Below are 21552 nucleotides of genomic sequence, written 5' to 3'. Positions count from 1 at the left end.
TGTGAAGGCGCTGAAGCTCAATTCGTCGCCGGGATCCACGGTGCCTTTGCGGCATCGCTGTCCTTGAAGGCCGGGAATTTCGCCTGCAGGTCCTCGATCGTCTTGATGTTGTTGTCGACGAGGTCCTTTCTGGTGACGAGCGTCGGCTGGATCAGCACCGAATGGCCGGGATTCTGTCCGGCGATCAGCTGGGCCAGCGCGCGCACCGAAGCCTCGCCGACGACGGCCGGGTTGGTTGCCGCCGTCGCCACCCACGGGCTATTCGGTTCGAGGATGGCCTGGATGTCCGAGGTCGAGATATCGACACCGTAGATCTTCACCTTGTCTGCCACGCCAAGCTCGTCGATGGCGAGCTTCACGCCACGGGCGAACTCGTCCCATGGGGCGAAGACGACCGAAAGCGTCGGGTTGGCGGTGAGCACAGCCTTGGTCTGGTCGGCGACCGAAGCGGCAACGGTGTCGTTGACCACGCCCCAGGTGGCGACTTCCTTGATGCCTGGGTACTTCTTGCCGAAATCCTTCCACACCGCATAACGGCGGTCGAGCGGTGCGAAGCCGGCGACATAGAGGACGCCGCCGTCGAATTTCTCGCCCTGGTCCTTGACCGCCTGGTCGAGCACGAGGCGCGCCATGTCGGCATCGGACTGCTCGACCTGCGGGATCTTGGGGTTGTCGAGGTTGGTGTCGTAGGCCACCACTGGAATGCCGGCGTCAAGCGCTGCCTGTGCGACGTCCTTGATGGCTTCTGGCTGGCCGTTGTTGATGATGATGCCTTGCACGCCGAGATTGATCGCCTGCTGGATCAACTGCCGCTCGGTGTTGATGTCGTTGCGCGCCTGCGAGATGTTGGCCTCGATGCCGAGCGCATCGGCCTGGCGCTTCACGCCGGCCTCGAATGCCTGGAGCCAGTCACCGGAGCCGAGGAAGCTGACGACGGCGATCTTGACGCCGCCCTTATCGAAGGGTGCCGGCGCGCCGGATATGCCCTGCGCCGAAGCCGCGGTGGCGAGACCGGCTATGCCGGCGGCTGCCGCCAGCGAAAGAATATGCTTGATCATGTGGAGACCCCTTTGAAATTGGCCGCATTCTAGGGGGGAGGCCCATCGCTTCCGAGAACGCTCATTGCGAGTTTTTCAAATCCCGGAGCATTTCCACTTCGCTTCCTTTCGGTTTCGTAGCAAATGAAGACGATGCGGTGCCGGGCGTTCGCTGTTGAGAAAACAGAATTGTTCCAACCCGGACATCCTTGCTCTAAAGGACGCGCAGGAATTCCTGGACCAGATGCGCATGAACGAACCGGTAAACCCTTCGGACACGGAACAGATGGACGACGCGCCGCGACGACGGCGCGAGCCGGTGTTCAACCTGCCACCCGTCGTGTTGGCGGTGATCGGCATCTGCGTCGTCGTCTACCTGTTGCAGCAATATGTGTTGAGCGAATCCCAGCAGATGACATTGCTGTATGACGGGGCCTTCATCCCCGTTCTCTACACCGGGCAATACGGCTTCGACTGGTTCCTGTTTTCGCGGCCCTTCACCTATGCCTTCATGCATGGCGGCTTTGCTCATATCGCCATCAACATGGTGTGGCTCGCCGCGTTTGGTTCACCATTGGCAAACCGCCTGGGAACGCTGTGGTTCGCGCTGTTTTTTGCCGCAACCGGGTTGGCTTCGGTCGCGCTTTTCTGGGCGATCCATCCTTATGGTGAGGCGCCGCTGGTCGGGGCTTCCGGTGCGATATCAGGCATGATGGGGGCTGCGGCGCGTTTCGGCTTCCGCACCGACCGTTCGGCCGGCAAGGCCGCCTTCGCCGGCCCTGTGCTGCCGATCGCATTCGTATTGCGCTTGCGCGGTGTCGTGATCTTCCTCGCCATGTGGATGGTCATCAATCTCGCCACCGGCCTGCTCGGGTTTGCCCCAGGGGTAGATGGTCAGATCGCCTGGGAGGCCCATATTGGCGGCTTTTTCGCGGGCTTCTTCGGCTTGCGTTGGTTCGACAGGCGATGGCAGGCGCCTGAATGGGAGACGACCGACCACCGCACTTGAAATGCAACCGATCACGGCGCACGATGTTCACTCTTACGTGAAGGCCGGTCAGGGCAGGAACCGGCAGGCAAAGCAGAGGAGGACGCCATGACGGTGAAGGCAATTCTCGAGAGAAAAGGCCATGACGTGTTGACGCTCGGGCCGAACGAAAAGCTTAGCGAAGCCATCCGCATCCTGGCAGAGCACAAGATCGGTGCGCTGGTCATCACCAATGGCGATCGCAAGATCGTCGGCATCCTGTCAGAGCGCGACATCGTCCGGGTTGTCGCCCGCGAAGGTGGAGCCGCGCTGGATATCGCCGTGCGCTCGGCAATGACGCCGAAGGTGAAGATCTGCAACGAGAATCACACCGTCAACGAGGTGATGGAGATCATGACCCGAGGCCGCTTCCGCCATCTGCCGGTGGAGAAGGACGGCATGCTCGATGGCATCGTGTCCATCGGCGATGTGGTCAAGCGCCGCATCGAGGATGTCGAGCGCGAGGCCGACGAGATCAGGGCCTATATCGCCACCGCCTGAGCGGCGAGGCGAACCGCCGGCCGGAGAACCGACCGGCGGAGCCGTGGTTTACCTGTTGTCGAGTTCGGAGCGGACGAGCGCGAGCCCGCGCCGGGTGATGCGGTAAGGGCCGCCTCCCGACGAAGAAACCGCCTTCTTACGCTTCAGTTTTCGAAACATATCGAGATCGACGCCCGGATAATGCCAGCCGTCGCGGGTCAGGCATTTGACGGAGGCGATCCGCTTTTTCTCGTTCTTTTCGATTTCAATGCGTCCACCCTGCGCGAGCAGGTGCAGGATGCGCTGTTCTATGCGCGAAATGTCCATGTGAGAGTTTTCCGGGAAAACAAAAAATGCCGCCGCCGCGAAGCTTCGCGGCACGGGGTTTCGGTTTTCTGCCCTGCCTCGCCAGGAGGTCAGGGCCTTACCGGGACTGAGCGTAAGTGGACATCCACTCTCCATTGGAATGAGCGTCCTATAGGCGAACGCGGCTGAAAAGGCCAGTCCGTGGCTTTGCGCTTGTCTCTTTTGGCGGTTTGCACTAGCGAAGTTGCAAATCAGAATGTGCATTAATGCAGCTTCCCATCATTCCAGTTCGCAGGCCGCCATGTCCCTTATCGACACCCGTACTCCTGACGCAAAACGCCTGATCCCCGGCGCAACCGGCGACTGGGAGATCATCATCGGCCTCGAGGTCCATGCGCAGGTCACTTCGGAAGCAAAGCTGTTTTCGGGCGCCTCGACGGCCTTCGGCGCGCCGCCTAACGCCAATGTCAGCCTGGTCGATGCGGCGATGCCGGGCATGCTGCCGGTCATTAACGAGGAATGCGTCAAGCAGGCGATCCGTACCGGCCTGGGGCTGAAGGCGCAGATCAACCACAAGTCGGTCTTCGATCGGAAGAACTACTTTTATCCCGACCTGCCGCAGGGCTACCAGATTTCACAGTTCAAGCAGCCGATCGTCGGCGAGGGCACGGTCATCGTTTCGGTGGGCCCGGACCGCCAGGGCGAATTCGAGGACATCGAGGTCGGCATCGAGCGGCTGCATCTGGAGCAGGATGCCGGCAAGTCGATGCACGACCAGCATGCGACCATGTCCTATGTCGATCTCAACCGCTCCGGCGTGGCGCTGATGGAGATCGTCTCCAAGCCGGACATGCGCTCGGCCGACGAAGCCAAGGCTTATGTCACCAAGTTGCGCACCATTGTACGCTATCTCGGCACCTGCGACGGCAACATGGACGAAGGTTCGATGCGCGCCGACGTCAACGTTTCGGTGCGCAAGCCGGGCGGCGAGTTCGGCACGCGGTGCGAGATCAAGAACGTCAACTCGATCCGCTTCATCGGCCAGGCCATCGACTACGAGGCGCGCAGGCAGATCGCCATCCTCGAGGATGGCGGCAAGATCGATCAGGAGACGCGGCTGTTCGACGCCGTCAAGGGCGAGACGCGCTCGATGCGCTCCAAGGAAGAGGCGCATGATTACCGCTACTTCCCCGATCCCGACCTTTTGCCGCTGGAATTCGACCAGGCCTATGTCGATGCGCTGGCCAAGGAATTGCCGGAACTGCCGGACGACAAGAAGGCGCGGCTGATCGCGTCGCTCGGCCTGTCCGTCTATGACGCCTCGATCCTGGTTTCGGAAAAGCCGATCGCCGACTATTTCGAAAAGGTGGCCGCCGGCCGCGACGGCAAGCTTGCCGCCAATTGGGTCATCAACGATCTGCTCGGGCAATTGAACAAGGCCGGAAAAGACATTGAAAACGCTCCGGTTTCGCCCGAGCAGCTCGGTGCGGTCATCGATCTGATCAGGGATGGCACCATCTCCGGCAAGATCGCCAAGGACCTGTTCGAGATCGTCTGGAATGAGGGCGGCGACCCGCGCCAACTGGTCGAGAGCCGTGGCATGAAGCAGGTCACCGACACCGGCGCCATCGAGAAGGCCGTCGACGACGTTATCGCCGCCAACCCTGACAAGGTCGAACAGGCGCGCGCCAAGCCGAGCATGGCCGGCTGGTTCGTCGGCCAGGTAATGAAGGCGACCGGCGGCAAGGCCAACCCGCAAGCCGTCAACGACCTCGTCAAGGCCAAGCTGGGCATCGAGTAGCGCCGTGTTCGTCCGCACCGCAGGTGAACGCGACCTTGCCGCTGTGCGGACGCTGCTGGTGGAAACGTGGCATGCGACCTATGACGCCATTTATGGCGCTGCCAAAGTCGCCGAGATCACCGACGAATGGCACTCGATCGCTTCGCTCCGCTCGCGGCTGACGCGGCCCAACTCGGAATTCCTGGTGGCCGATGACGGCAAGCGGATCGGCGGCATGGCTTTCGCCGCCGCCACCGCCGATGCGAAAATCATCCTGTTGAACCAGCTCTACGTCCATCCGGACTGTCAGCGGCGGGGGATCGGGCAAGCACTGCTCGACGAGGTCGAAGCCAGTTTCCCGGAAGCGCGAACGTTGCGCGTCGAGGTCGAGGAGGCCAATGGCGGTGCCATCGCCTTCTATCGGTCGAAAGGGTTCTTGCCTGTCAGTGCCGCGGAAGAGTCCCGTGATACCTCAAGGCCGACGACGCTGAGTTTCGAGAAACCGCTGGGATAGACCACCGGGATGAATAGAGCGATCAAGCCATGCGTCATCGCGGCGTTTGCTGTGCCGGCTCACGACGGATATGCAAGGGCATGACCAAACTGTCCCGCATTACAGCGCTGGCGCTGCTCGCCATCATCATTTTCGCGACCTTGTCGCCGATCCAGATGCGGCCGCACCTCGCTGAAGCGAATGTCGAGCGTGCCTTGGCTTATGTCCTGCTGGGCTTCGCCCTGGCGATCGGCTTTCCCAACCGACTGTATCAGGTCGTGATCTTTGTGGCTGTGACCGCCGGCATGCTGGAACTGCTTCAGCTCATTGATCCCGGTCGCCATGCACGCCTCATCGATGCATTGGTGAAAGCCCTTGCCGGGGTGGTTGGGATCGTGGCGGGACACCTGATCGTCAGGGCCGGCGGACAAAAGAGCGAGAGCTAGGCGCGGCGGCAATCCGCCGGGAGTGCGGGACCATCGACCTTGGTCGCGGCCCGTGTCTATCTGGCCGAAGCCTTCTCGCTAGGCAGCGGGAACCTCCACATTGTCGATCAGCCTCGTCTTGCCGAGCCATGCTGCCGCAAGAAGACGCCCTTCGCGGTTTCGACGCCATGGCGCAAGCGTCAGGCTTTGGCGTGCCTCGACATAGTCGACCTTCTGAAAGCCGGCGGCGATGAGGGCGCGGCTGGCCTCTTCGGTTGCGTCGCTCTGGCCGGCGCCTGCCGCCAGGGCCGCAGCCGTATTGCGCAATATCACGTTGAGCTGGCGGGCGATCTTCAGTTCGGCCTCATCGAGATAGGCGTTGCGTGACGACATGGCGAGACCATGCGCGTCGCGGATCGTCGGTGCGCCGATGATCTCGACAGGCAGGTCGAGGTCGCGGCAGAGCTGCCTCACCACGCAAAGCTGCTGGTAGTCCTTCTCGCCGAAGACCGCACAGTCGGGCGTTGCCTGCAGGAGGAGCTTTGCCACCACGGTGGCGACGCCGTCGAAAAAAGTCGGCCGAAAGTCCGATTCGAGCCCGGCGGAGGGGCCGCCGACCGAGATTTTCGTGGCGAAGCCGGCGGGATACATCTCGCCAACCGTCGGTGTGAAGGCAAGGTCGGCTTTTGCCGCGCCCAGCCGGTCGAGGTCGCGGGCGAGTTGGCGCGGGTACTTGTCGAGGTCTTCGCTCGGCGCGAACTGCGTCGGATTGACGAAGATCGACACGACGCAGCGCTCGGCTTTTTGGAGCGCGATCCTGACCAGCGAGATGTGTCCGTCATGCAAAGCACCCATGGTCGGCACCATGGCGACACGAAGGCCGTCGCGCCGCCAGTCCCGGATTTGCGCGCGAAGTGCGGCCACGCTGTCGACGACGACGGGTTGGCTCATGCGTCGTCCCTGCTGTTTGTCGCCGAAAAGACATGGCCGGGGCCGGGGAATGTCCGGCCCCGCACCTCGGCTGCGTAGCTTTCAGCTGCACGCGAGATCACGCTGCGCAGATCCGCGTATTCCTTGACGAATTTCGGCACGCGATCGACGGTCAGCCCGACCATGTCGTCGATGACCAGGATCTGGCCGTCGCAGTCGCCGCTGGCGCCGATGCCGATGGTTGGAATGGCGATGCGGCGGGTGATTTCGGCGGCGACCCTCTCGACCGTGCCTTCGATGACGACCGAGAAAGCGCCGGCGTTCTCGACGGCAAGCGCATCGCGAAGCAATGCCGCAACAGCCTCCTCGGTGCGGCCTTTGATCTTGTAGCCGCCATCCTTCTCCACCGATTGCGGCTGCAGGCCGATATGTCCCATGACCGGAATGCCGGCGGCGGCGATGGCCTCGATCTGGCTGATCATGTCGAGGCCGCCTTCGAGCTTCACCGCCTGGCAGCCGGTTTCGTCGACGACCCGCCGCGCCGAGGCGACGGCTTGCGCTGCCGTTGCCTCATAGCTGCCGGCCGGCAGGTCGACGACGACGCAGGCCCTGGCCGAGCCGCGCATCACGGCCTGCCCATGTGCGATCATCATCTCCAGCGAGGCGCCCAGCGTCGTCTTGTGGCCATGCAGGACCATGGCGACACTGTCGCCGACCAGAAGCAGGTCAACATGGTAATCGAGCAGACGGGCGATGGGATAGGTATAGGCGGTCAGGCAAACGATCGGCGTGCCGCCCTTGCGGTGGCGAATCGCCTCGGCGCTGATGCGAATGTCGGTGGTCGGCAATTCCGTGGCCAATCGTCACCTCCTTTGGCCTCAAGCCGGGCTGGATGCAGGCATGGGCGCGCAGAGCTTTAGAAATACCGTAAAGGCTTGGCAAGCGTGCATGCAGTGACCGGCAGGATCACAGGCTTGTGTCGGGTTTCCGGCAAGCCATTTGCGCGCACGCCGTGGCAAAAGCCTTGCCTTCGGCAAGGCCTGACGCCATAAGCAGGAAAACGGGCGCTGCCGGCGCGAGGGTTTTGAAATGAAGACTTTCCTTACGCAGTTTTTCACCTGGTGGAACAGCCAGACGATTGGAACGCGCCTGCACACCTGGCGGTACGGCAAGAAGGTCGGCCAAGACGAAACCGGCAATTTCTACTACGAAGGCGGCATCGATTCGGAAGGCCGCACGCGCCGCTGGGTCATCTACCGCAATTATTCGGAAGCTTCGGCGATACCGCCCGGCTGGCACGGCTGGATGCACCACCGCGTCGACGTCGCGCCGTCCAGCGAGGACTACAAGCCGCGCGACTGGCAAAAGCCGCATCAGCCCAATCTGACCGGCAGCCCGGCGGCCTATCGCCCGAAGGGCTCGGTGCTGACCAATCAGCATCGTCCGCAGGTTACCGGCGACTACGACGCCTGGACGCCCGGGTCGTAATGGTAGGGTGCAGGCCGGTGCTTTATCGCCACAATTGGTGTTTAGCTGCTTGCTGATCAGAAAACGGCGACTAGCCTTGGCGATCGACAGAATCACCCGGGCGCGAACCACCGGTATCCTTGCATGAGCTTTTTCAACCTGACATCGATGGGCGGTCTGACGCTAGCCGCCGGTCTTGCCGTCAGCACCGCGGCGTTTGCCGCTTCGCCGACCCCCGCCGCCCCCGCGCCGGCGCCAGCCCCGGGATCGGACCGGGTTACCAACGCCGTTGCCGAGTTTGCCGGTATCGACAAGATCACCGGCCGCATCATCACCTTCGATGTCTATATCGACGAGACGGTGCAGTTCGGTGCTTTGCAGGTGACGCCGCGCGTCTGCTATTCGCGGCCACAGACCGAAGAACCGAAGACAGATTCCTTCGTCGAGGTCGACGAGATCACGCTGGACCGCAAGATCCGCCGCATCTTCACCGGCTGGATGTTTGCCGAAAGCCCCGGCCTCAATGCCGTCGAGCATGCCGTCTATGACGTCTGGCTGAAGGCTTGCAAGCAGAAGTCGGATGTGCCGGCGCCCGATGGCGCCAAGGCAGACTCGACCAAAGCCGAGGCGCCCAAGCCCGCCGCGGCCAAACCGAAAGCCGCGACCGCTCCGGACGTGACAGAGCCTGGCGTGACGGAGCCGGACGCTTCGGACCCCGATACGACCGACACCAACTGATCCTCCGGAACCGTCCTTGCCACCATACGTTGGGGCACGGATGAGCGCGCATTTATGCGCAGGGAGGATCTTCCGATGTCAGACAGCAAGCGGATCACGGCCGGCAAGACAGAGTTGCTGGAACTCGAAAAGGGATTCTGGACGGGCGACGCGGCCTACTATGCGGCCAATGCCGACACCGAATGCTTGGTGGCGTTTCCGCAGATGGCACAGGCGATGGACAATGCGGATCTCGCCAAGACCGCAACCAAGCCCAACCGCTGGCGCGACCTGAAAATCGACCTCAAGGGTATTATCGAGCCGGGCAGCGACATCATCATGCTGACCTACGAGGCACATGCGACACGCGAGAACGGCGAACCTTACGCCGCGCTGGTCAGCACCGGCTATGTCCATCGCGTCAACGGCTGGAAGATGATGTTCCATTCGCAGACGCCATTGGAAGCCGCCACTGGGAAGTAGGCTCAATCTTCAGGGATAGAATTGGGCGTCAGGGATAGAATACGGCCTCGCCCTTCAGCGCGTCGGCCAGCATCTTTTCATATTTGCCGCGCGGCACGTCGACGGCGCCGAAGCGCTTGAGGTGCTCGGTGGTGAACTGCGTATCGAGCAGCGCGAATCCGCGTGCCTTCAAGCGCTCCACGAGATAGAAAAGGCAGGTCTTGGAAGCGTCCGTCTCCCTGGCGAACATGCTCTCGCCAAAAAACACCCGGCCGAGCGACACGCCATAGAGGCCACCGACCAGCCGGTCCTCGCGCCACGCCTCGACCGAATGACAATGGCCTATCCGATGCAACTCGACATAGGCTTCGCGGATCGGCGCATTGATCCAGGTCGAGCGCCGTTCCACCCGCTTCTCGGCGCAACCGTCGATCGTGGCTTCGAAATCGAAATCGAAACGGATGTCGAAGGGGTTCTTCTTGATCGTTTTCCTCAGGCTCTTCGGTGCGTGAAAACCATCGAGCGGGATGATGCCGCGAGTCTCCGGCCGCACCCAGAACACCTCCGGGTCGCCGGCACTTTCTGCCATTGGGAAGACGCCCGAGGCGTAGGCCTTGAGCAGCAGGTCGGTGGGGATGCGATAGCCGGGCGCGTAGGGGCGGGTCATCGCGTCTCCGCGCTACTCTTCCTTGGCCAGATATTTTTCCAGCCAGTGGATGTCATAATCGCCATTGGCGATGTCGGCATTGCCGACGAGATCGCGAAACAGCGGCAGCGTCGTCTTGATACCGTCGACGACGAACTCGTCCAGGGCGCGGCGCAGGCGCATCATGCACTCGACGCGATTACGCCCATGCACGATCAGCTTGCCGATCAGGCTGTCGTAATAGGGCGGGATCTTGTAGCCGGAATAGACGCCGGAATCGACGCGGATGCCCAGGCCGCCCGGTGTGTGGAAATGGGTGATCGTGCCGGGCGAGGGGGTGAAGGTGCGCGGGTCCTCGGCGTTGATGCGGCATTCGATGGCGTGGCCGTTGAACTTTATGTCCTCCTGCTTCACCGAGAGGCCGCCGCCGGAGGCGACGCGGATCTGCTCGTGCACGAGATCGATGCCGGTGATCGCTTCGGTCACCGGATGCTCGACCTGCAGGCGCGTGTTCATCTCGATGAAGTAGAACTCGCCATTCTCGTAGAGGAACTCGATCGTGCCGGCGCCGGAATAGCCGAGGTCGGCGATCGCCTTGGCGCAGATGCCGCCGATGCGGGCGCGCTCTTCGGCATTGAGGGCGGGAGAGGGCGCCTCTTCCCAGACCTTCTGGTGGCGGCGCTGCAAGGAACAGTCGCGCTCGCCGAAATGCACGCCGCGGCCAAAGCCGTCACCAAACACCTGGACTTCGATATGGCGCGGCTTTTCCAGATATTTTTCAATATAAACGGCATCGTCGCCGAAGGCGGCACCGGCTTCGGTGCTCGCCGTCTGCAGGGCGATCTCCAGGTCAGCCTCGGTGAGGGCGACCTTCATACCGCGCCCGCCACCGCCGGCCGATGCCTTGATGATCACGGGATAGCCGATCTCGGCGGCAATGCGCCTGGCTTCCTTCTGGTCGGTGACGGCGCCGTCCGAACCGGGCACAACCGGAATGCCGAGGCGCTTGGCGGTTCGCTTGGCCTCGATCTTGTCGCCCATGATGCGGATATGGTCGCCGGACGGACCGATGAAGGTGATGTTGTGCGCGGCCAGTATGTCGGCGAACTTGGCGTTCTCCGACAGGAAGCCGTAGCCCGGATGCACGGCGTCGGCGCCGGTGATTTCGCAGGCCGCAACGATCTGATGGATGTTGAGATAGCTGTCGCGCGATGGCGGCGGACCGATGCAGACGCTCTCGTCCGCGAGCCGCACATGCATGGCGTCGGCATCGGCGGTCGAATGCACCACCACCGTCTGGATGCCGAGTTCCTTGCAGGCGCGCAGCACCCGGAGGGCGATTTCGCCGCGATTGGCGATGAGGATCTTCTGAAACATCAGGCCCGCTCTACTCGATCACGACGAGCGGCATGCCATATTCGACCGGCTGCGAATCCTCGAAAAGGATCGCGGTCACCGTGCCGGCGCGTGGCGAGGGGATCTGGTTCATCGTCTTCATTGCTTCGATGATCAGCAGCGTCTGGCCTTCCTTGACCTTCTGGCCGACTTCGATGAATGCCTTGGCGTCCGGCGACGGCGCCAGGTAGGCCGTGCCGACCATCGGCGAGGTGACTGCGTTCTTGGAAATATCTGCCACAACGGGCAGAGCTACGGAGGCAGCTTGCGCTGCTGCCGGCGCATAGGCCTGCTGCGGCGCTGCGATTGCATGAACAGCCGGCGCCTGCCGCGAGACGCGCACCTTCAGGTCGCCCAGTTCAACCTCGATCTCGGTGAGGTTGGTGTCGTTCAGTATGCCCGCCAGATCGCGAATCAGTTGCTGGTCAACACCGGTCTTCTTTATCGACATTTTCGAGCCTTCTGTTTGTTGGCCGGTCATAGGCGTGCGGCCAGCGCCTGTAGCGCCAGCGTATAGCCGAGCGGCCCAAAGCCACAGATCATGCCGACGGCGACCGGCGCGACCATGGAGACGTGGCGGAATGGTTCCCGCGCATGGATGTTGGAAAGATGAACTTCGGCCACCGGCAACGGTGCGACGGCGCGGATGGCGTCGTGGATGGCAATCGAGGTGTGGCTGTAGGCGCCCGGATTGATGACGATGCCGACAGCCTTGTCGCCGGCTTCCTGAATCCAGTCGACAAGGTCGCCCTCATGGTTCGACTGGCGGAAATCGATCTCGAACCCCAGCGCCGTGCCTGCCTGCTTGCAGTCGTCGGCGATCGCGGCAAGCGTCTTGCCGCCATAGATGCCCGGCTCGCGCTTGCCGAGCGCGTTGAGATTGGGACCGTTCAGGACGAAAACCGTTTTCAAAAAGCCGACCTTTCCCGGCGCCGTCATCAAGCCGGCGCGCTGGGCCCTCTATAATGGGCATAACCGCCCGCGGAAAGAGCGCAAGTGCGTTCTTTCACTGTCCACAACAGGCGGAAATGTGCCCGTGAGAAATAGCTGGCGAGCAAGATCAGAGCGCGGCTTTCGCCGCCTCGATCTTTTCAGCCAGCACTTCCTGCCCGAGCGCCCCGAACACCACCTCGTTGCCGACGACATAGGACGGCGTTCCGGTGATCGCCAGCTTGTTGGCAAGATCGTAGGTCTTGGCGAGGGCCTCGTTGATCGTCGGGTCCTTCATCTTCTCGCGCAGCGCCGCTTCGTCGGCACCGAGCGATAGCGCGACCTTCATGGCCGCCGCCTCGGTGGCGCGCCCCTGGCCACCGAGCAACGCATTGTGGAACTCGCCGTACTTTTCCGGGTGCATCAGGTGGAAGGCCATCGAGACCACGCTCGCCTTCTGCGAATCCGGTCCGAGGATGGGGAATTCCTTGAGCACGAAACGCAGGTCCGGATCGGTCTTGGTCAGCGCCTGCATGTCGTCGATGGCGCGTTTGCAGAAGCCGCAATTGTAGTCGTAGAACTCGACGATGGTGACCTTGCCGTTGGGATTGCCGACGACGCCGTCGAAGGCGGAGTTGAAGATCTGGTCCTTGGCATCCTTGATCACGCCGAGATGAGCGATGCGCTGCTCTTCCTTCTGCTTGGCCTCAAGCGCATCCTGGACCTCCAGGAGGACTTCCGGGTTTTTCAACAAATAGTCGCGGATGATGCCTTCGACCTCGGTGCGGTCGATCTTGGTATTGGCCGCCGCCGTCTCGACCGGCTGCCCGGTACCGGCCTTGGCGATCTGCGGGTTTCCGGCAACGAATCCGAAAGCCAGCATGGCCAGGGCGACCGCAACCCCCGTGGTGCCCAGCAGCAGTGCCTTTTTCATCGTTCCTGTTCCTTCTACCTGTTTTCCGGTCTGGCTATGTCGTGGCGCGCGACCGGAAGGTTCACTTGATCTTGGTTGACGGCCTGTAGTTTATGATATCCTGGGCGCGAAGCCAGCGCGGCTCGCCGCGTTTCATCTGCTGTTGCGCCCGCATGGCGAAAATCTTCGCATCCTTGTAGCTGCCGGAATAAAAATGGCTTTCGGCGGTGGCAAGTTCAGCGCCGGATATGTCGCCCAACTCGCCATAGGCCTGTGCCAGATAGCGATATCCGGCTGAATTTTCCTTGTCGCGACCGAGGCCATTGTTGATCTGCACGACGGCTTCATGTAGACGGCGATCTTCACCCGCATCATGTCATGGCGCTGCTGCAGCGCGGGCGGGTCCGGCCTGTCGACATTGGGGTCCTGTTTCACCAGCACTTCGAGATTGGCGATGCGGTCCTGCGGCATCGGATGGCTGATCCGATACGGATCGACCTGGGCGCCCGAAAGCGACAGTGCGGTCTGGAAGCGGCGGAATGTCTTCAGCATGCCCATGCCGGACTGGCCGGTGGCATTGAGATAGGTGATCGCCGAGCGGTCGGCCGTCATCTCCTCGGTGCGCTGGTAGGCGAGGATGCTGCGCTGTGCCATCTCGCCGCCGCCAGCGGCCACGCCCATGCCAGCGCCGGCGAGACCGCGGCTGCTGGTTGTGGCACCGGCGACAATGGCGCCGGCGCCAAGCAATGTCGCGATGACGGCCATCGTCTTGGCTCGTTCGAGTTGGTCGCGCAGCTTCTGCTGGTGGCCGCCGGCGATATGGCCGGCTTCGTGCGCGATGACGCCGATGATCTCGTTGGGCGTTTCAGCCGTCATCAGCGCGCCGGTGTTGATGAACAGCCGGCGCCCGGTGACGAAGGCGTTGAAACTCTGGTCGTTGACCAGAACGATGTCGATGCCGTCATTCGCCAGGCCGGCCGCCCTGAAGATCGGCCGCGCGTAATCGCGCACCAGCGCCTCGATCTCGGCGTCGCGCACCACCGGCACGTTCTGGGCGAAGGCACTGACCGAGCTCGCCATTGCAACGGCAACGCCAAGCGAAAGCGTCGCGAAGACGCGCGCTGCCTGGGCAATCGTCGATCTGGGTCGGCTCAACATGATGGCTCCACTGGTAGACGAGCGGGCGAAAGATGAAAAGTCGGCGCCGGAAACTTCCTCAACTTGTGATCCTCACATCAATCGGGCATTTGTGCGGCACATGCGCCAGTGCGTGGCGCCGTCAGTCATCGGGAATACTGGTTAAATGGTCGTTTCGCTCTCACGCCGTGGCAATGTCGAGCCCTTCCATGCGATGGACATTCTGGCAGAGGCAAACCGGCTGAAGTCCCAGGGCGTGCCGGTTGTTTCGATGGCCGTCGGCCAGCCCTCCGATCCCGCACCGGTTCTGGTTCGCGCCGCAGCCGCCAAGGCGCTGCAGGATGGACGCATCGGCTACACCGATGCGCTGGGACTGGCAGGTTTGCGCAAGGCGATCGCCGGACACTATGCCGATCACTACGGGCTTGATATCGAGCCCGGCCGGATCGCGGTGACCACTGGATCGTCGGCCGCCTTCAACCTCGCCTTCCTGGCGATGTTCGATGGGGGTGACCGGGTCGCCATCGCGGCACCCGGCTATCCCGCCTATCGCAACATCATGGCCGCACTCGGCATCGAGGTGGTCGAGATCGAGCTCGGCGACGCCGCCTATCTGCATGCCGGCCATCTCGAGACCGCGCATCGTGAAAAGCCGCTGAAAGGCGTTCTCTTCGCCAGCCCCGCCAATCCAACCGGCGCGGTCATACCGGCCGATGAACTGGCGGTTCTGGTGAGGACGGCACAAGAGCTCGGCATCGCCGTCATCTCCGACGAAATCTATCACCGGCTGGCCTATGCCGCCCCCGACACCACGGCGCTGGCCTATGGCGGCGACGTGACGGTGATCAACTCCTTCTCCAAATATTACTGCATGACGGGCTGGCGCATCGGCTGGATGGTGCTGCCGCAAGAGCTGGTGCGGCCGGTCGAGCGCGTCGCCCAGAGCCTCTACATCTCGCCGCCGGAACTGTCGCAGATCGCCGCGATCGAAGCGTTCAGGGCGACCGAGGAGCTGGAGGCGGTAAAAGGCCGCTACGCCTGGAATCGCGAGCTTTTGATGAAACGCCTGCCGGAACTCGGCTTTCCGCTGGCAGCGCCCATGGACGGCGCCTTCTATGCCTTCTGTGACGTCACCAGGCATACCAATGACAGCATGGCCTTCGCACGCAAGATGCTGGCTGAGGCGCATGTGGCGGCAACGCCCGGCCGCGACTTCGACACTCAGGCTGGGCACCGGACGATGCGGTTTTCCTATGCCGGCAGCCACGACGACATGGTCGAGGCAATGGCGCGCATCGAACGCTGGTTGAGGTAGCACCATGCCGGAACTCGAACAGCCCCTCAGACTTGATCAGGCCTCCAAACTTGATCAGGCCCCCAAACTTGATCAGGCATTGGCCGAAGTCGCCGCCGAAATGGCCGATCGCATCGATCGCGGTGATGTCGCTTCCTACATTCCGCAGTTGGGCAAGGTCGATCCGAAGAAATTCGGCATCGCAGCGGTCACCAATGACGGCCGCGTGCTGACGGCAGGGGACGCCGACCAGGCCTTTTCCATCCAGAGCATCTCGAAAGTGTTCACCCTGACACTGGCGCTCGGCAATGTCGGCGACGCGCTGTGGCAGCGGGTCGGCCGCGAACCGTCAGGCAATCCGTTCAACTCGATCGTGCAGCTCGAGCATGAGAACGGCATTCCGCGCAATCCGTTCATCAATGCCGGCGCCATCGTCATTTCCGACATCCTGCTTGCCGGCCACCAGCCGCGCGAGGCGATCGGCGAGATCCTGCGCTTCATCCAGTTCCTGGCCGACGACGAGACTGTTATCATCGACCGCGAGGTCGCGGCGTCCGAACGGGCCACCGGCTATCGCAACTTCGCGCTTGCCAACTACATGAAATCCTCCGGCAATCTCCACCACGCGCCGGAGCTGGCGCTGGGCGTCTACTTCCACCACTGCGCCATCGCCATGAGCTGCCGGCAATTGGCGCTCGCCGGCCGTTTTCTCGCCAATGGCGGCAAGAACCCGGCGACCGGGCATTCCGTGGTGTCGGCCGAACGGGCGCGCCGCATCGGCGCGATGATGCTGACCTGCGGTCACTATGACGGTTCCGGCGATTTCGCCTTCCGCGTCGGCATTCCCGGCAAGAGCGGCGTCGGCGGCGGCATATTGGGCATCGTGCCGGGCGTGGCGTCGCTTGCCGTCTGGTCGCCGGGCCTCAATGCCAACGGCAACTCCAAGCTGGGGTCGATCGCGCTGGAAAAGCTGGCCAGGATGATGAACTGGTCGATCTTCGCGCCGTGATGCATGTCGCCCAAAAGTGCGCAGCGGTTTTGGGACAACGACATGCTTGGAATCAAAGAAGCGTTTTAGCCTTTCGCGATCCAGCATAACGCCAGATAAGAAAATCCCGCACCGTCTTCGAGACGGCGCGGGATTTTTTTGTCAAAGAACTAGCTCATGCGATTGAAAGGCTTAGAAAAAGCCCTTCCGCTGCCACCATCCGCCGCGTTTCGGCTTGTCCTCGGTCTTGTCCTCAGCCTTGGCCGCGGGTTCTTCCGCTACGGTCGAAGACACCACGGGCTCGACCGGCGCATTCACCGCCGCCGGCTTGCGCCGCGACGGGCGGGCCTTCGGTGCCTTCTCCACAGCCGCTGCTTCGTCGGACGCCGTGGCCGGCGTCTCGACCGGTGCTTCCGCCTCGGCAGCCGGCTCTTCGGCGACGATTTCGGCCGCGGCCTTCTTCGGCTTGGCGGCACGACGTGGCTTCTTCGGCTTCTCCGTGCTCGGCGCGTCGTCATTGGCCGGAGCAAGCGCCACCGGCTCTTCGGCTGGTGCAGCAACGACCGGCTCGCTGGCGATCACCTCGGTTGCCGAGACTTCGCCTTTGGACGCGTCGGCTGCTTCGCCAGCACTTGCCTCGGCCTCGCCTTCACCGTCTTCGCGGCGGTTGCGCTTGCCGCCGCGCTTGCCGCGCCGGCGCTTTTTGCCTTGGCCTTCGTCCGAAGCCTCAACTGTCTCGGACGTTTCGGCAACACCAACAGGGGCGTTGTCGTCCGTTTCCGTGTCGCCGTCGCTGGCGGCCGAGTCTGGGTCCGAAAACTCGCCGGCCGGAGCCGAGACGGAAGCACCGTCCGCCGGGGCGCCATGTTCGCGATCGCGATCCTTGCCGCCGCGCCGACGCCGGCGCTTGCGGCGCTTGCGGTCGCGGCCTTCGCCTTCCTCGCCACCGGCGGCAGCAGGTCGGGGTTGTTGCTGCGGCTGCTGGCGTGGCTGTTCGGCCTGGACCGGCGCCTCGTCATCCTCCTCCTCGGCGACGACAATCTCGTCCTCGGGCTCTTCCGGCTCGACATAGGCCGGGAAGCTGCGCGCCTCGACAAAGCCTTCCGGCTTTTCAGCCAGCGCGCCGCGGAAGATCGCATAGTGCTGCGAACCGGCCGAATCGTCGGCCTCGACGGTGATCGTCAGCCCGAAGCGGCTTTCGAGTTCGACCAGCGTGCCGCGCTTATGGTTGAGCACGTAGAGTGCGGTCGCCGCCGGCGTCCGTACCGTGATGTGGCTGCGCGAATCCTTGAGCAGGAATTCCTCGATCGCCCGCACCACCATCAGCGCGACCGACGAATCGGAGCGCACATGGCCGGTGCCGCCGCAATGCGGGCAAGGCTTCATGGTCGATTCCAGCACGCTGGCGCGGATGCGCTGGCGGGACATCTCCATCAGGCCGAAATGCGAGATGCGGCCGACCTGGATGCGCGCACGATCGTTCTTGAGGTGATCCTTCAACCGCTTCTCGACGGAGCGGTTGTTGCGGTTCTCCTCCATGTCGATGAAGTCGATGACGATTAGGCCGGCGAGATCGCGCAGCCTGAGTTGACGCGCGACTTCCTCGGCCGCTTCCAGATTGGTGTGGAGCGCGGTGTCCTCGATCGAGTGCTCCTTGGTGGAGCGGCCCGAATTGACATCGATGGCAACCAGCGCCTCGGTCTGGTTGATGATGATGTAGCCGCCGCTCTTCAGCGTCACCTGCGGCTGCAGCATGCGGTCTAGCTGTGCCTCGATGCCGTTGCGCACAAAGATCGGCGTCGTGTCGCGGAACGGCTGAACCACCTTGGCGTGGCTCGGCATCAGCATGCGCATGAAGTCCTTGGCCTCGCGGTAGCCTTCCTCGCCGGAGACAAGAATCTCGTCGATATCCTTGTTGTAGAGGTCGCGCACCGAGCGCTTGATCAGGCTGCCTTCCTCGTAGACCAGGGCAGGGGCCGTGGACTGCAAGGTGAGATTGCGGACATTTTCCCAAAGCCGCATCAGATATTCGTAATCGCGCTTGATCTCGGCCTTGGTGCGGCTCTCGCCGGCGGTGCGCAGGATCACGCCCATGCCCTGCGGCACTTCGAGATCGGCAACGACCTCCTTCAGGCGCTTGCGGTCGACCGCGCTGGTGATCTTGCGCGAAATGCCGCCGCCACGCGCCGTGTTCGGCATCAGCACCGAATAGCGGCCGGCAAGCGACAGGTAGGTGGTCAGTGCCGCACCCTTGTTGCCGCGCTCTTCCTTGACGACCTGCACCAAGAGGATCTGCCGGCGCTTGATCACTTCCTGGATCTTGTACTGGCGGCGCACCGGCTTGCGGCGGTTGCGCACTTCCTCCAGCGCGTCCTCGGCGCCGACCGATTCGACCTCGTGATCGTCCGGATGCGAGGACTGCACTTCTTCCAGCATGCCGCGATCATTGTCGCCGGAGGTCGCTTCGCTGCCTTGTTCGGCCTGCGGAACGGCTTCGGAAACCACATCGGCCTCGACCGAGGCGGCGATCGACGTCGGGCCGCCTTCGCGGGTTTCGCCTTCGTCCTGCTCGGCGGAATCCTCGCCATGTTCGGACGCATCGGCATGTTCGGACGTATCGGCCGCATGTTCGATGATCTCGGACGTGTGCGAGATCTCTTCGAAACCAGCGTCGGCCCCTTCTTCTGCCTCGTCGGCAGCGTCGTTTGCCTCGCCGGAATCGGCTGCATCGCGCTTGTGCTCACCCCGGTCACGGGGCTTTCCGCCGCGCCGGCGGCCGCGCCGTCCGCGATCGCGGCTCTGACGGTCATCGCCGTCGCCGTCCTCGTTCTCCTCGTCCTCGGCCTCCTGCGCTTCCGCGCGTAGCAGTGCCTGACGATCGGCGACCGGAATCTGGTAGTAATCGGGGTGAATTTCACTGAAGGCGAGAAAACCGTGGCGGTTGCCGCCATATTCGACAAAGGCTGCCTGAAGGGAGGGCTCTACGCGCGTTACGCGGGCTAGGTATATGTTTCCTTTGAGCTGCTTCTTGTCCTGGGATTCAAAGTCGAATTCTTCAATACGGTTACCGCGTACGACGACAACGCGTGTTTCCTCCGGGTGGGAGGCGTCTATCAGCATTTTGTTGGGCATTATTTCGTTTCCCCCCGGCAGCCGTCAGCCGCAGCTTGCGAGGCAAAGCCTGCTGCTGCGTGTCTGGAATGTGGGTGCCGGATATTTGAACGTCCGCCGGCCGCCGCTTGAGCGCCATGGCGGTGCCGCCCGCAGCCATAATGGCGCGGTTTGATGCGGACCTTTCCATGATTGCGCTTGAAGCCATCGTCACCAACAGAACCTTTTGAACCAAAGCCCGGATGAACCGGACCAGCTTGTTTGCTCATACAGAGCCGGCGCGGGAACAAACCCGGCCGTTTTCCTCACGCAGGCGATTCCCCCGCCACGGGAGCACGCCTGCGAAATTCGTCGCGATCACCTGAACCCTTTTCGCCTGAAGCGAAAGGAGCCGCCTTTACATCTGACCCTGTAGCAAGAAGCTGCGGAGGAGGGCGGTTCCAGGATTGCAGTGATCCACCATCGCTTTTATGATTTGGCGGGATGGAAGGCAACCCCGATTTCCGATGCCGGCAAAAAGCCGTTCCGTAGCGTAAGCTAGGCTTGCCGCCCTTGCATGAAAAGGCTTGGTTAACCTTCTCTGGATACCAATCGTTAATCGAGTTCGCGGCCTAACTGGCATATGGACGAAATGACCGGGCGCCGGGCGCCAAACCGGGAGCGACTGGAAGAGAGATGGGATTGGCGGACTTCACAGACAAGGGATGTCGTGTCGGCGGCCGGATCCTGGCCGCTTTCGCCCTCTTGCTGCTGCTGGCGGTCTCATCTGCCCTGTCCTCAAATGCCAATGCCGCCGACGCTCCGTTCGTGGCAAAAGGTTACAAGATGGCGGGCGATGCCACCAAGATGCGCATCGTCATGGACTTCGATCGCGAACCCGGTATCAAATGGTTCCTGCTGCGCGGCCCCAACCGTCTTGTCATCGATCTCGCGAATACGAGATTCGCCGTTGATGCCAAGGATTTGAAGGCGCGGGGCCTGGTCAAGAGCGTGCGCCTGGGCGCGCTCGGCGAGGGCGTTTCGCGGCTGGTCCTCACCGGCAAGGGTCCCTTTGCGGTCGACAAGCTCGACCTGCTCAAGAACGAGGACGGACCCGGCTACCGCATTGCCATCGACATGTCGGCGGCATCCGAGCGCGAGTTCGATGTGGCGCTGGCCAATCAGGCGTTGACCACCGGATCGACCGTTTCGACCGACAAGGGAGGGCGGGTCGGCACCGGGCCGGTCTCCAATCCAGGCCATCGGTTCACCGTCGTCATCGATCCCGGCCATGGCGGCATCGACGGCGGTGCCGAGGGCCTGAACGGCACCATCGAAAAGAACGTCACGCTGGCCTTCGCCACGGAGCTGCGCGACAAACTCGCAGCCGTCGGCAATTATGATGTGTTCATGACGCGCGACACAGACGAATTCCTGCGTCTGGACGATCGCGTGCGCATTGCCCGTCAGCATGAGGCCGACCTGCTTATTTCGATCCATGCCGACACGATCAGCGTCAAAGGCATTCGCGGTGCCACCGTCTACACCGTCTCCGACAAGGCTTCGGATCCCGAGGCGCAGGCGCTTGCCGACCGAGAAAACCTCTCCGACCAGTTCGCCGGCATGGAAATCAAGAACGACAACAAGGAAGTCACCGACATCTTGATCGACCTGATCCGCCGCGAAACGCACAATTTCTCGATGAGTTTCGCCCACACGCTGGTCGGCCAGTTGTCGACCAGCGTCGGCCTGATCAACAATCCGCAGCGTTCTGCGGGCTTCAAGGTGCTCAAGGCACCCGACGTGCCGTCAGTGCTGGTCGAACTCGGTTATCTCTCGAACGCCAAGGACGAGGCGCAGTTGCTCAACGCCGACTGGCGCGGCAAGGCGGCCCAGAGCATAACCAACGCCGTCGCGCTGTTCGCGTCGGCCAAGGCCGGACCGGGAACCGGAGGTTGACATGACCGGCGGCGCCTGCAACCAGAGGCGGCGTTGCGCGACGACAACACCCAGTGCTTTTATTTCCGGCTCGCGA

The 21552-nt window shown here is 62.7% G+C and carries 21 protein-coding genes and 1 pseudogene; 11 read left to right on the top strand and 11 right to left on the bottom strand.

From position 1 onward, the window contains the following. Window positions 1-17: 17 nt before the first annotated feature. Window positions 18-1058 carry a substrate-binding domain-containing protein gene (locus tag NKI69_RS02750; protein ID WP_023812144.1) on the bottom strand — a complete coding sequence of 347 codons (1041 nt, stop codon included), beginning with the start codon at window positions 1056-1058 and terminating at the stop codon, window positions 18-20. Window positions 1059-1287: 229 nt separating this feature from the next. On the opposite strand from NKI69_RS02750, the gene NKI69_RS02745 reads away from it, so the two are divergent. After that, a complete protein-coding gene (locus NKI69_RS02745; RefSeq protein WP_023812143.1) occupies window positions 1288-2046 on the top strand; it encodes a rhomboid family intramembrane serine protease in 759 nt (252 codons plus the stop codon). Window positions 2047-2133: 87 nt separating this feature from the next. Beyond that, window positions 2134-2565, top strand: coding sequence for a CBS domain-containing protein (locus NKI69_RS02740; RefSeq protein ID WP_023812142.1), 432 nt, complete (start codon window positions 2134-2136; stop codon window positions 2563-2565). A gap of 48 nt (window positions 2566-2613) precedes the next feature. On the opposite strand, the gene NKI69_RS02735 is transcribed toward NKI69_RS02740, so the two are convergent. Continuing rightward, window positions 2614-2871, bottom strand: a complete 258-nt coding sequence (locus NKI69_RS02735) for a YjhX family toxin (protein ID WP_128304037.1) — start codon at window positions 2869-2871, stop codon at window positions 2614-2616. A gap of 280 nt (window positions 2872-3151) precedes the next feature. Here NKI69_RS02735 and gatB point away from each other — a divergent pair, with 280 nt between their 5' ends. The 3 genes from gatB to NKI69_RS02720 all read left to right on the top strand — a co-directional run bounded on the left by gatB (window position 3152) and on the right by NKI69_RS02720 (window position 5569). After that, window positions 3152-4651 (top strand): Asp-tRNA(Asn)/Glu-tRNA(Gln) amidotransferase subunit GatB, encoded by a 1500-nt coding sequence (gene gatB / locus NKI69_RS02730; RefSeq protein ID WP_128304038.1) that lies wholly within the window; start codon window positions 3152-3154, stop codon window positions 4649-4651. 4 nt (window positions 4652-4655) lie between these two features. Next, a complete protein-coding gene (locus NKI69_RS02725) occupies window positions 4656-5144 on the top strand; it encodes a GNAT family N-acetyltransferase (protein WP_023812140.1) in 489 nt (162 codons plus the stop codon). An 80-nt stretch (window positions 5145-5224) separates the two neighbouring features. Next, complete coding sequence (locus NKI69_RS02720; RefSeq protein ID WP_023812139.1) at window positions 5225-5569, top strand: VanZ family protein; 345 nt, start codon at window positions 5225-5227, stop codon at window positions 5567-5569. A 78-nt stretch (window positions 5570-5647) separates the two neighbouring features. Here NKI69_RS02720 and panC read toward each other — a convergent pair whose 3' ends face one another. Both panC and panB read right to left on the bottom strand, forming a co-directional pair. Further along, window positions 5648-6499, bottom strand: a complete 852-nt coding sequence (panC, locus tag NKI69_RS02715; RefSeq protein WP_352439929.1) for a pantoate--beta-alanine ligase — start codon at window positions 6497-6499, stop codon at window positions 5648-5650. Next, window positions 6496-7338: a 3-methyl-2-oxobutanoate hydroxymethyltransferase gene (gene panB / locus NKI69_RS02710; protein ID WP_352719973.1), complete on the bottom strand. Its 843-nt coding sequence runs from the start codon at window positions 7336-7338 to the stop codon at window positions 6496-6498. Before panB ends, panC begins: the two co-directional genes overlap by 4 nt. Window positions 7339-7567: 229 nt before the next feature. Between panB and NKI69_RS02705 the strand changes: the two genes are divergently transcribed. The 3 genes from NKI69_RS02705 (at window position 7568) to NKI69_RS02695 (ending at window position 9145) form a co-directional block, all read left to right on the top strand. Beyond that, on the top strand, window positions 7568-7966 hold the full coding sequence (locus NKI69_RS02705) for an NADH:ubiquinone oxidoreductase subunit NDUFA12 (RefSeq protein ID WP_013531353.1): 399 nt from the start codon (window positions 7568-7570) through the stop codon (window positions 7964-7966). Between the two features lie 123 nt (window positions 7967-8089). After that, window positions 8090-8683, top strand: a complete 594-nt coding sequence (locus NKI69_RS02700) for a DUF2155 domain-containing protein (RefSeq protein ID WP_023812136.1) — start codon at window positions 8090-8092, stop codon at window positions 8681-8683. A 75-nt stretch (window positions 8684-8758) separates the two neighbouring features. Next, on the top strand, window positions 8759-9145 hold the full coding sequence (locus NKI69_RS02695; RefSeq protein WP_023812135.1) for a hypothetical protein: 387 nt from the start codon (window positions 8759-8761) through the stop codon (window positions 9143-9145). A gap of 28 nt (window positions 9146-9173) precedes the next feature. Here NKI69_RS02695 and aat read toward each other — a convergent pair whose 3' ends face one another. The 6 genes and pseudogenes from aat to NKI69_RS02665 form a co-directional block, all read right to left on the bottom strand. Continuing rightward, on the bottom strand, window positions 9174-9791 hold the full coding sequence (gene aat, locus NKI69_RS02690; RefSeq protein WP_023812134.1) for a leucyl/phenylalanyl-tRNA--protein transferase: 618 nt from the start codon (window positions 9789-9791) through the stop codon (window positions 9174-9176). 12 nt (window positions 9792-9803) lie between these two features. Then, complete coding sequence (gene accC / locus NKI69_RS02685) at window positions 9804-11147, bottom strand: acetyl-CoA carboxylase biotin carboxylase subunit (protein WP_023812133.1); 1344 nt, start codon at window positions 11145-11147, stop codon at window positions 9804-9806. 10 nt (window positions 11148-11157) lie between these two features. Further along, complete coding sequence (gene accB, locus NKI69_RS02680; RefSeq protein ID WP_023812132.1) at window positions 11158-11616, bottom strand: acetyl-CoA carboxylase biotin carboxyl carrier protein; 459 nt, start codon at window positions 11614-11616, stop codon at window positions 11158-11160. A gap of 26 nt (window positions 11617-11642) precedes the next feature. Next, complete coding sequence (aroQ, locus tag NKI69_RS02675; protein ID WP_013531359.1) at window positions 11643-12077, bottom strand: type II 3-dehydroquinate dehydratase; 435 nt, start codon at window positions 12075-12077, stop codon at window positions 11643-11645. A gap of 148 nt (window positions 12078-12225) precedes the next feature. Next, window positions 12226-13029: a DsbA family protein gene (locus tag NKI69_RS02670; RefSeq protein WP_023812131.1), complete on the bottom strand. Its 804-nt coding sequence runs from the start codon at window positions 13027-13029 to the stop codon at window positions 12226-12228. 61 nt (window positions 13030-13090) lie between these two features. Next, a pseudogene (locus NKI69_RS02665) lies at window positions 13091-14166 on the bottom strand (M48 family metallopeptidase). A 145-nt stretch (window positions 14167-14311) separates the two neighbouring features. Between NKI69_RS02665 and NKI69_RS02660 the strand changes: the two are divergent. Both NKI69_RS02660 and NKI69_RS02655 read left to right on the top strand, forming a co-directional pair. Beyond that, on the top strand, window positions 14312-15460 hold the full coding sequence (locus NKI69_RS02660; RefSeq protein WP_023812129.1) for a pyridoxal phosphate-dependent aminotransferase: 1149 nt from the start codon (window positions 14312-14314) through the stop codon (window positions 15458-15460). A gap of 4 nt (window positions 15461-15464) precedes the next feature. Next, complete coding sequence (locus tag NKI69_RS02655) at window positions 15465-16448, top strand: glutaminase (RefSeq protein ID WP_352719969.1); 984 nt, start codon at window positions 15465-15467, stop codon at window positions 16446-16448. A 171-nt stretch (window positions 16449-16619) separates the two neighbouring features. Here NKI69_RS02655 and NKI69_RS02650 read toward each other — a convergent pair whose 3' ends face one another. Next, window positions 16620-19559 carry an Rne/Rng family ribonuclease gene (locus NKI69_RS02650; protein WP_352719967.1) on the bottom strand — a complete coding sequence of 980 codons (2940 nt, stop codon included), beginning with the start codon at window positions 19557-19559 and terminating at the stop codon, window positions 16620-16622. Between the two features lie 654 nt (window positions 19560-20213). Between NKI69_RS02650 and NKI69_RS02645 the strand changes: the two genes are divergently transcribed. Further along, window positions 20214-21476, top strand: a complete 1263-nt coding sequence (locus tag NKI69_RS02645) for an N-acetylmuramoyl-L-alanine amidase (protein WP_352719965.1) — start codon at window positions 20214-20216, stop codon at window positions 21474-21476. Window positions 21477-21552: the final 76 nt, after the last annotated feature.

This window comes from Mesorhizobium sp. M0491, assembly GCF_040321265.1.
Taxonomy (GTDB): domain Bacteria; phylum Pseudomonadota; class Alphaproteobacteria; order Rhizobiales; family Rhizobiaceae; genus Mesorhizobium.
Note: the sequence above shows the minus strand (reverse complement) of the source record. Positions and strands in the feature narration are given on the sequence as shown.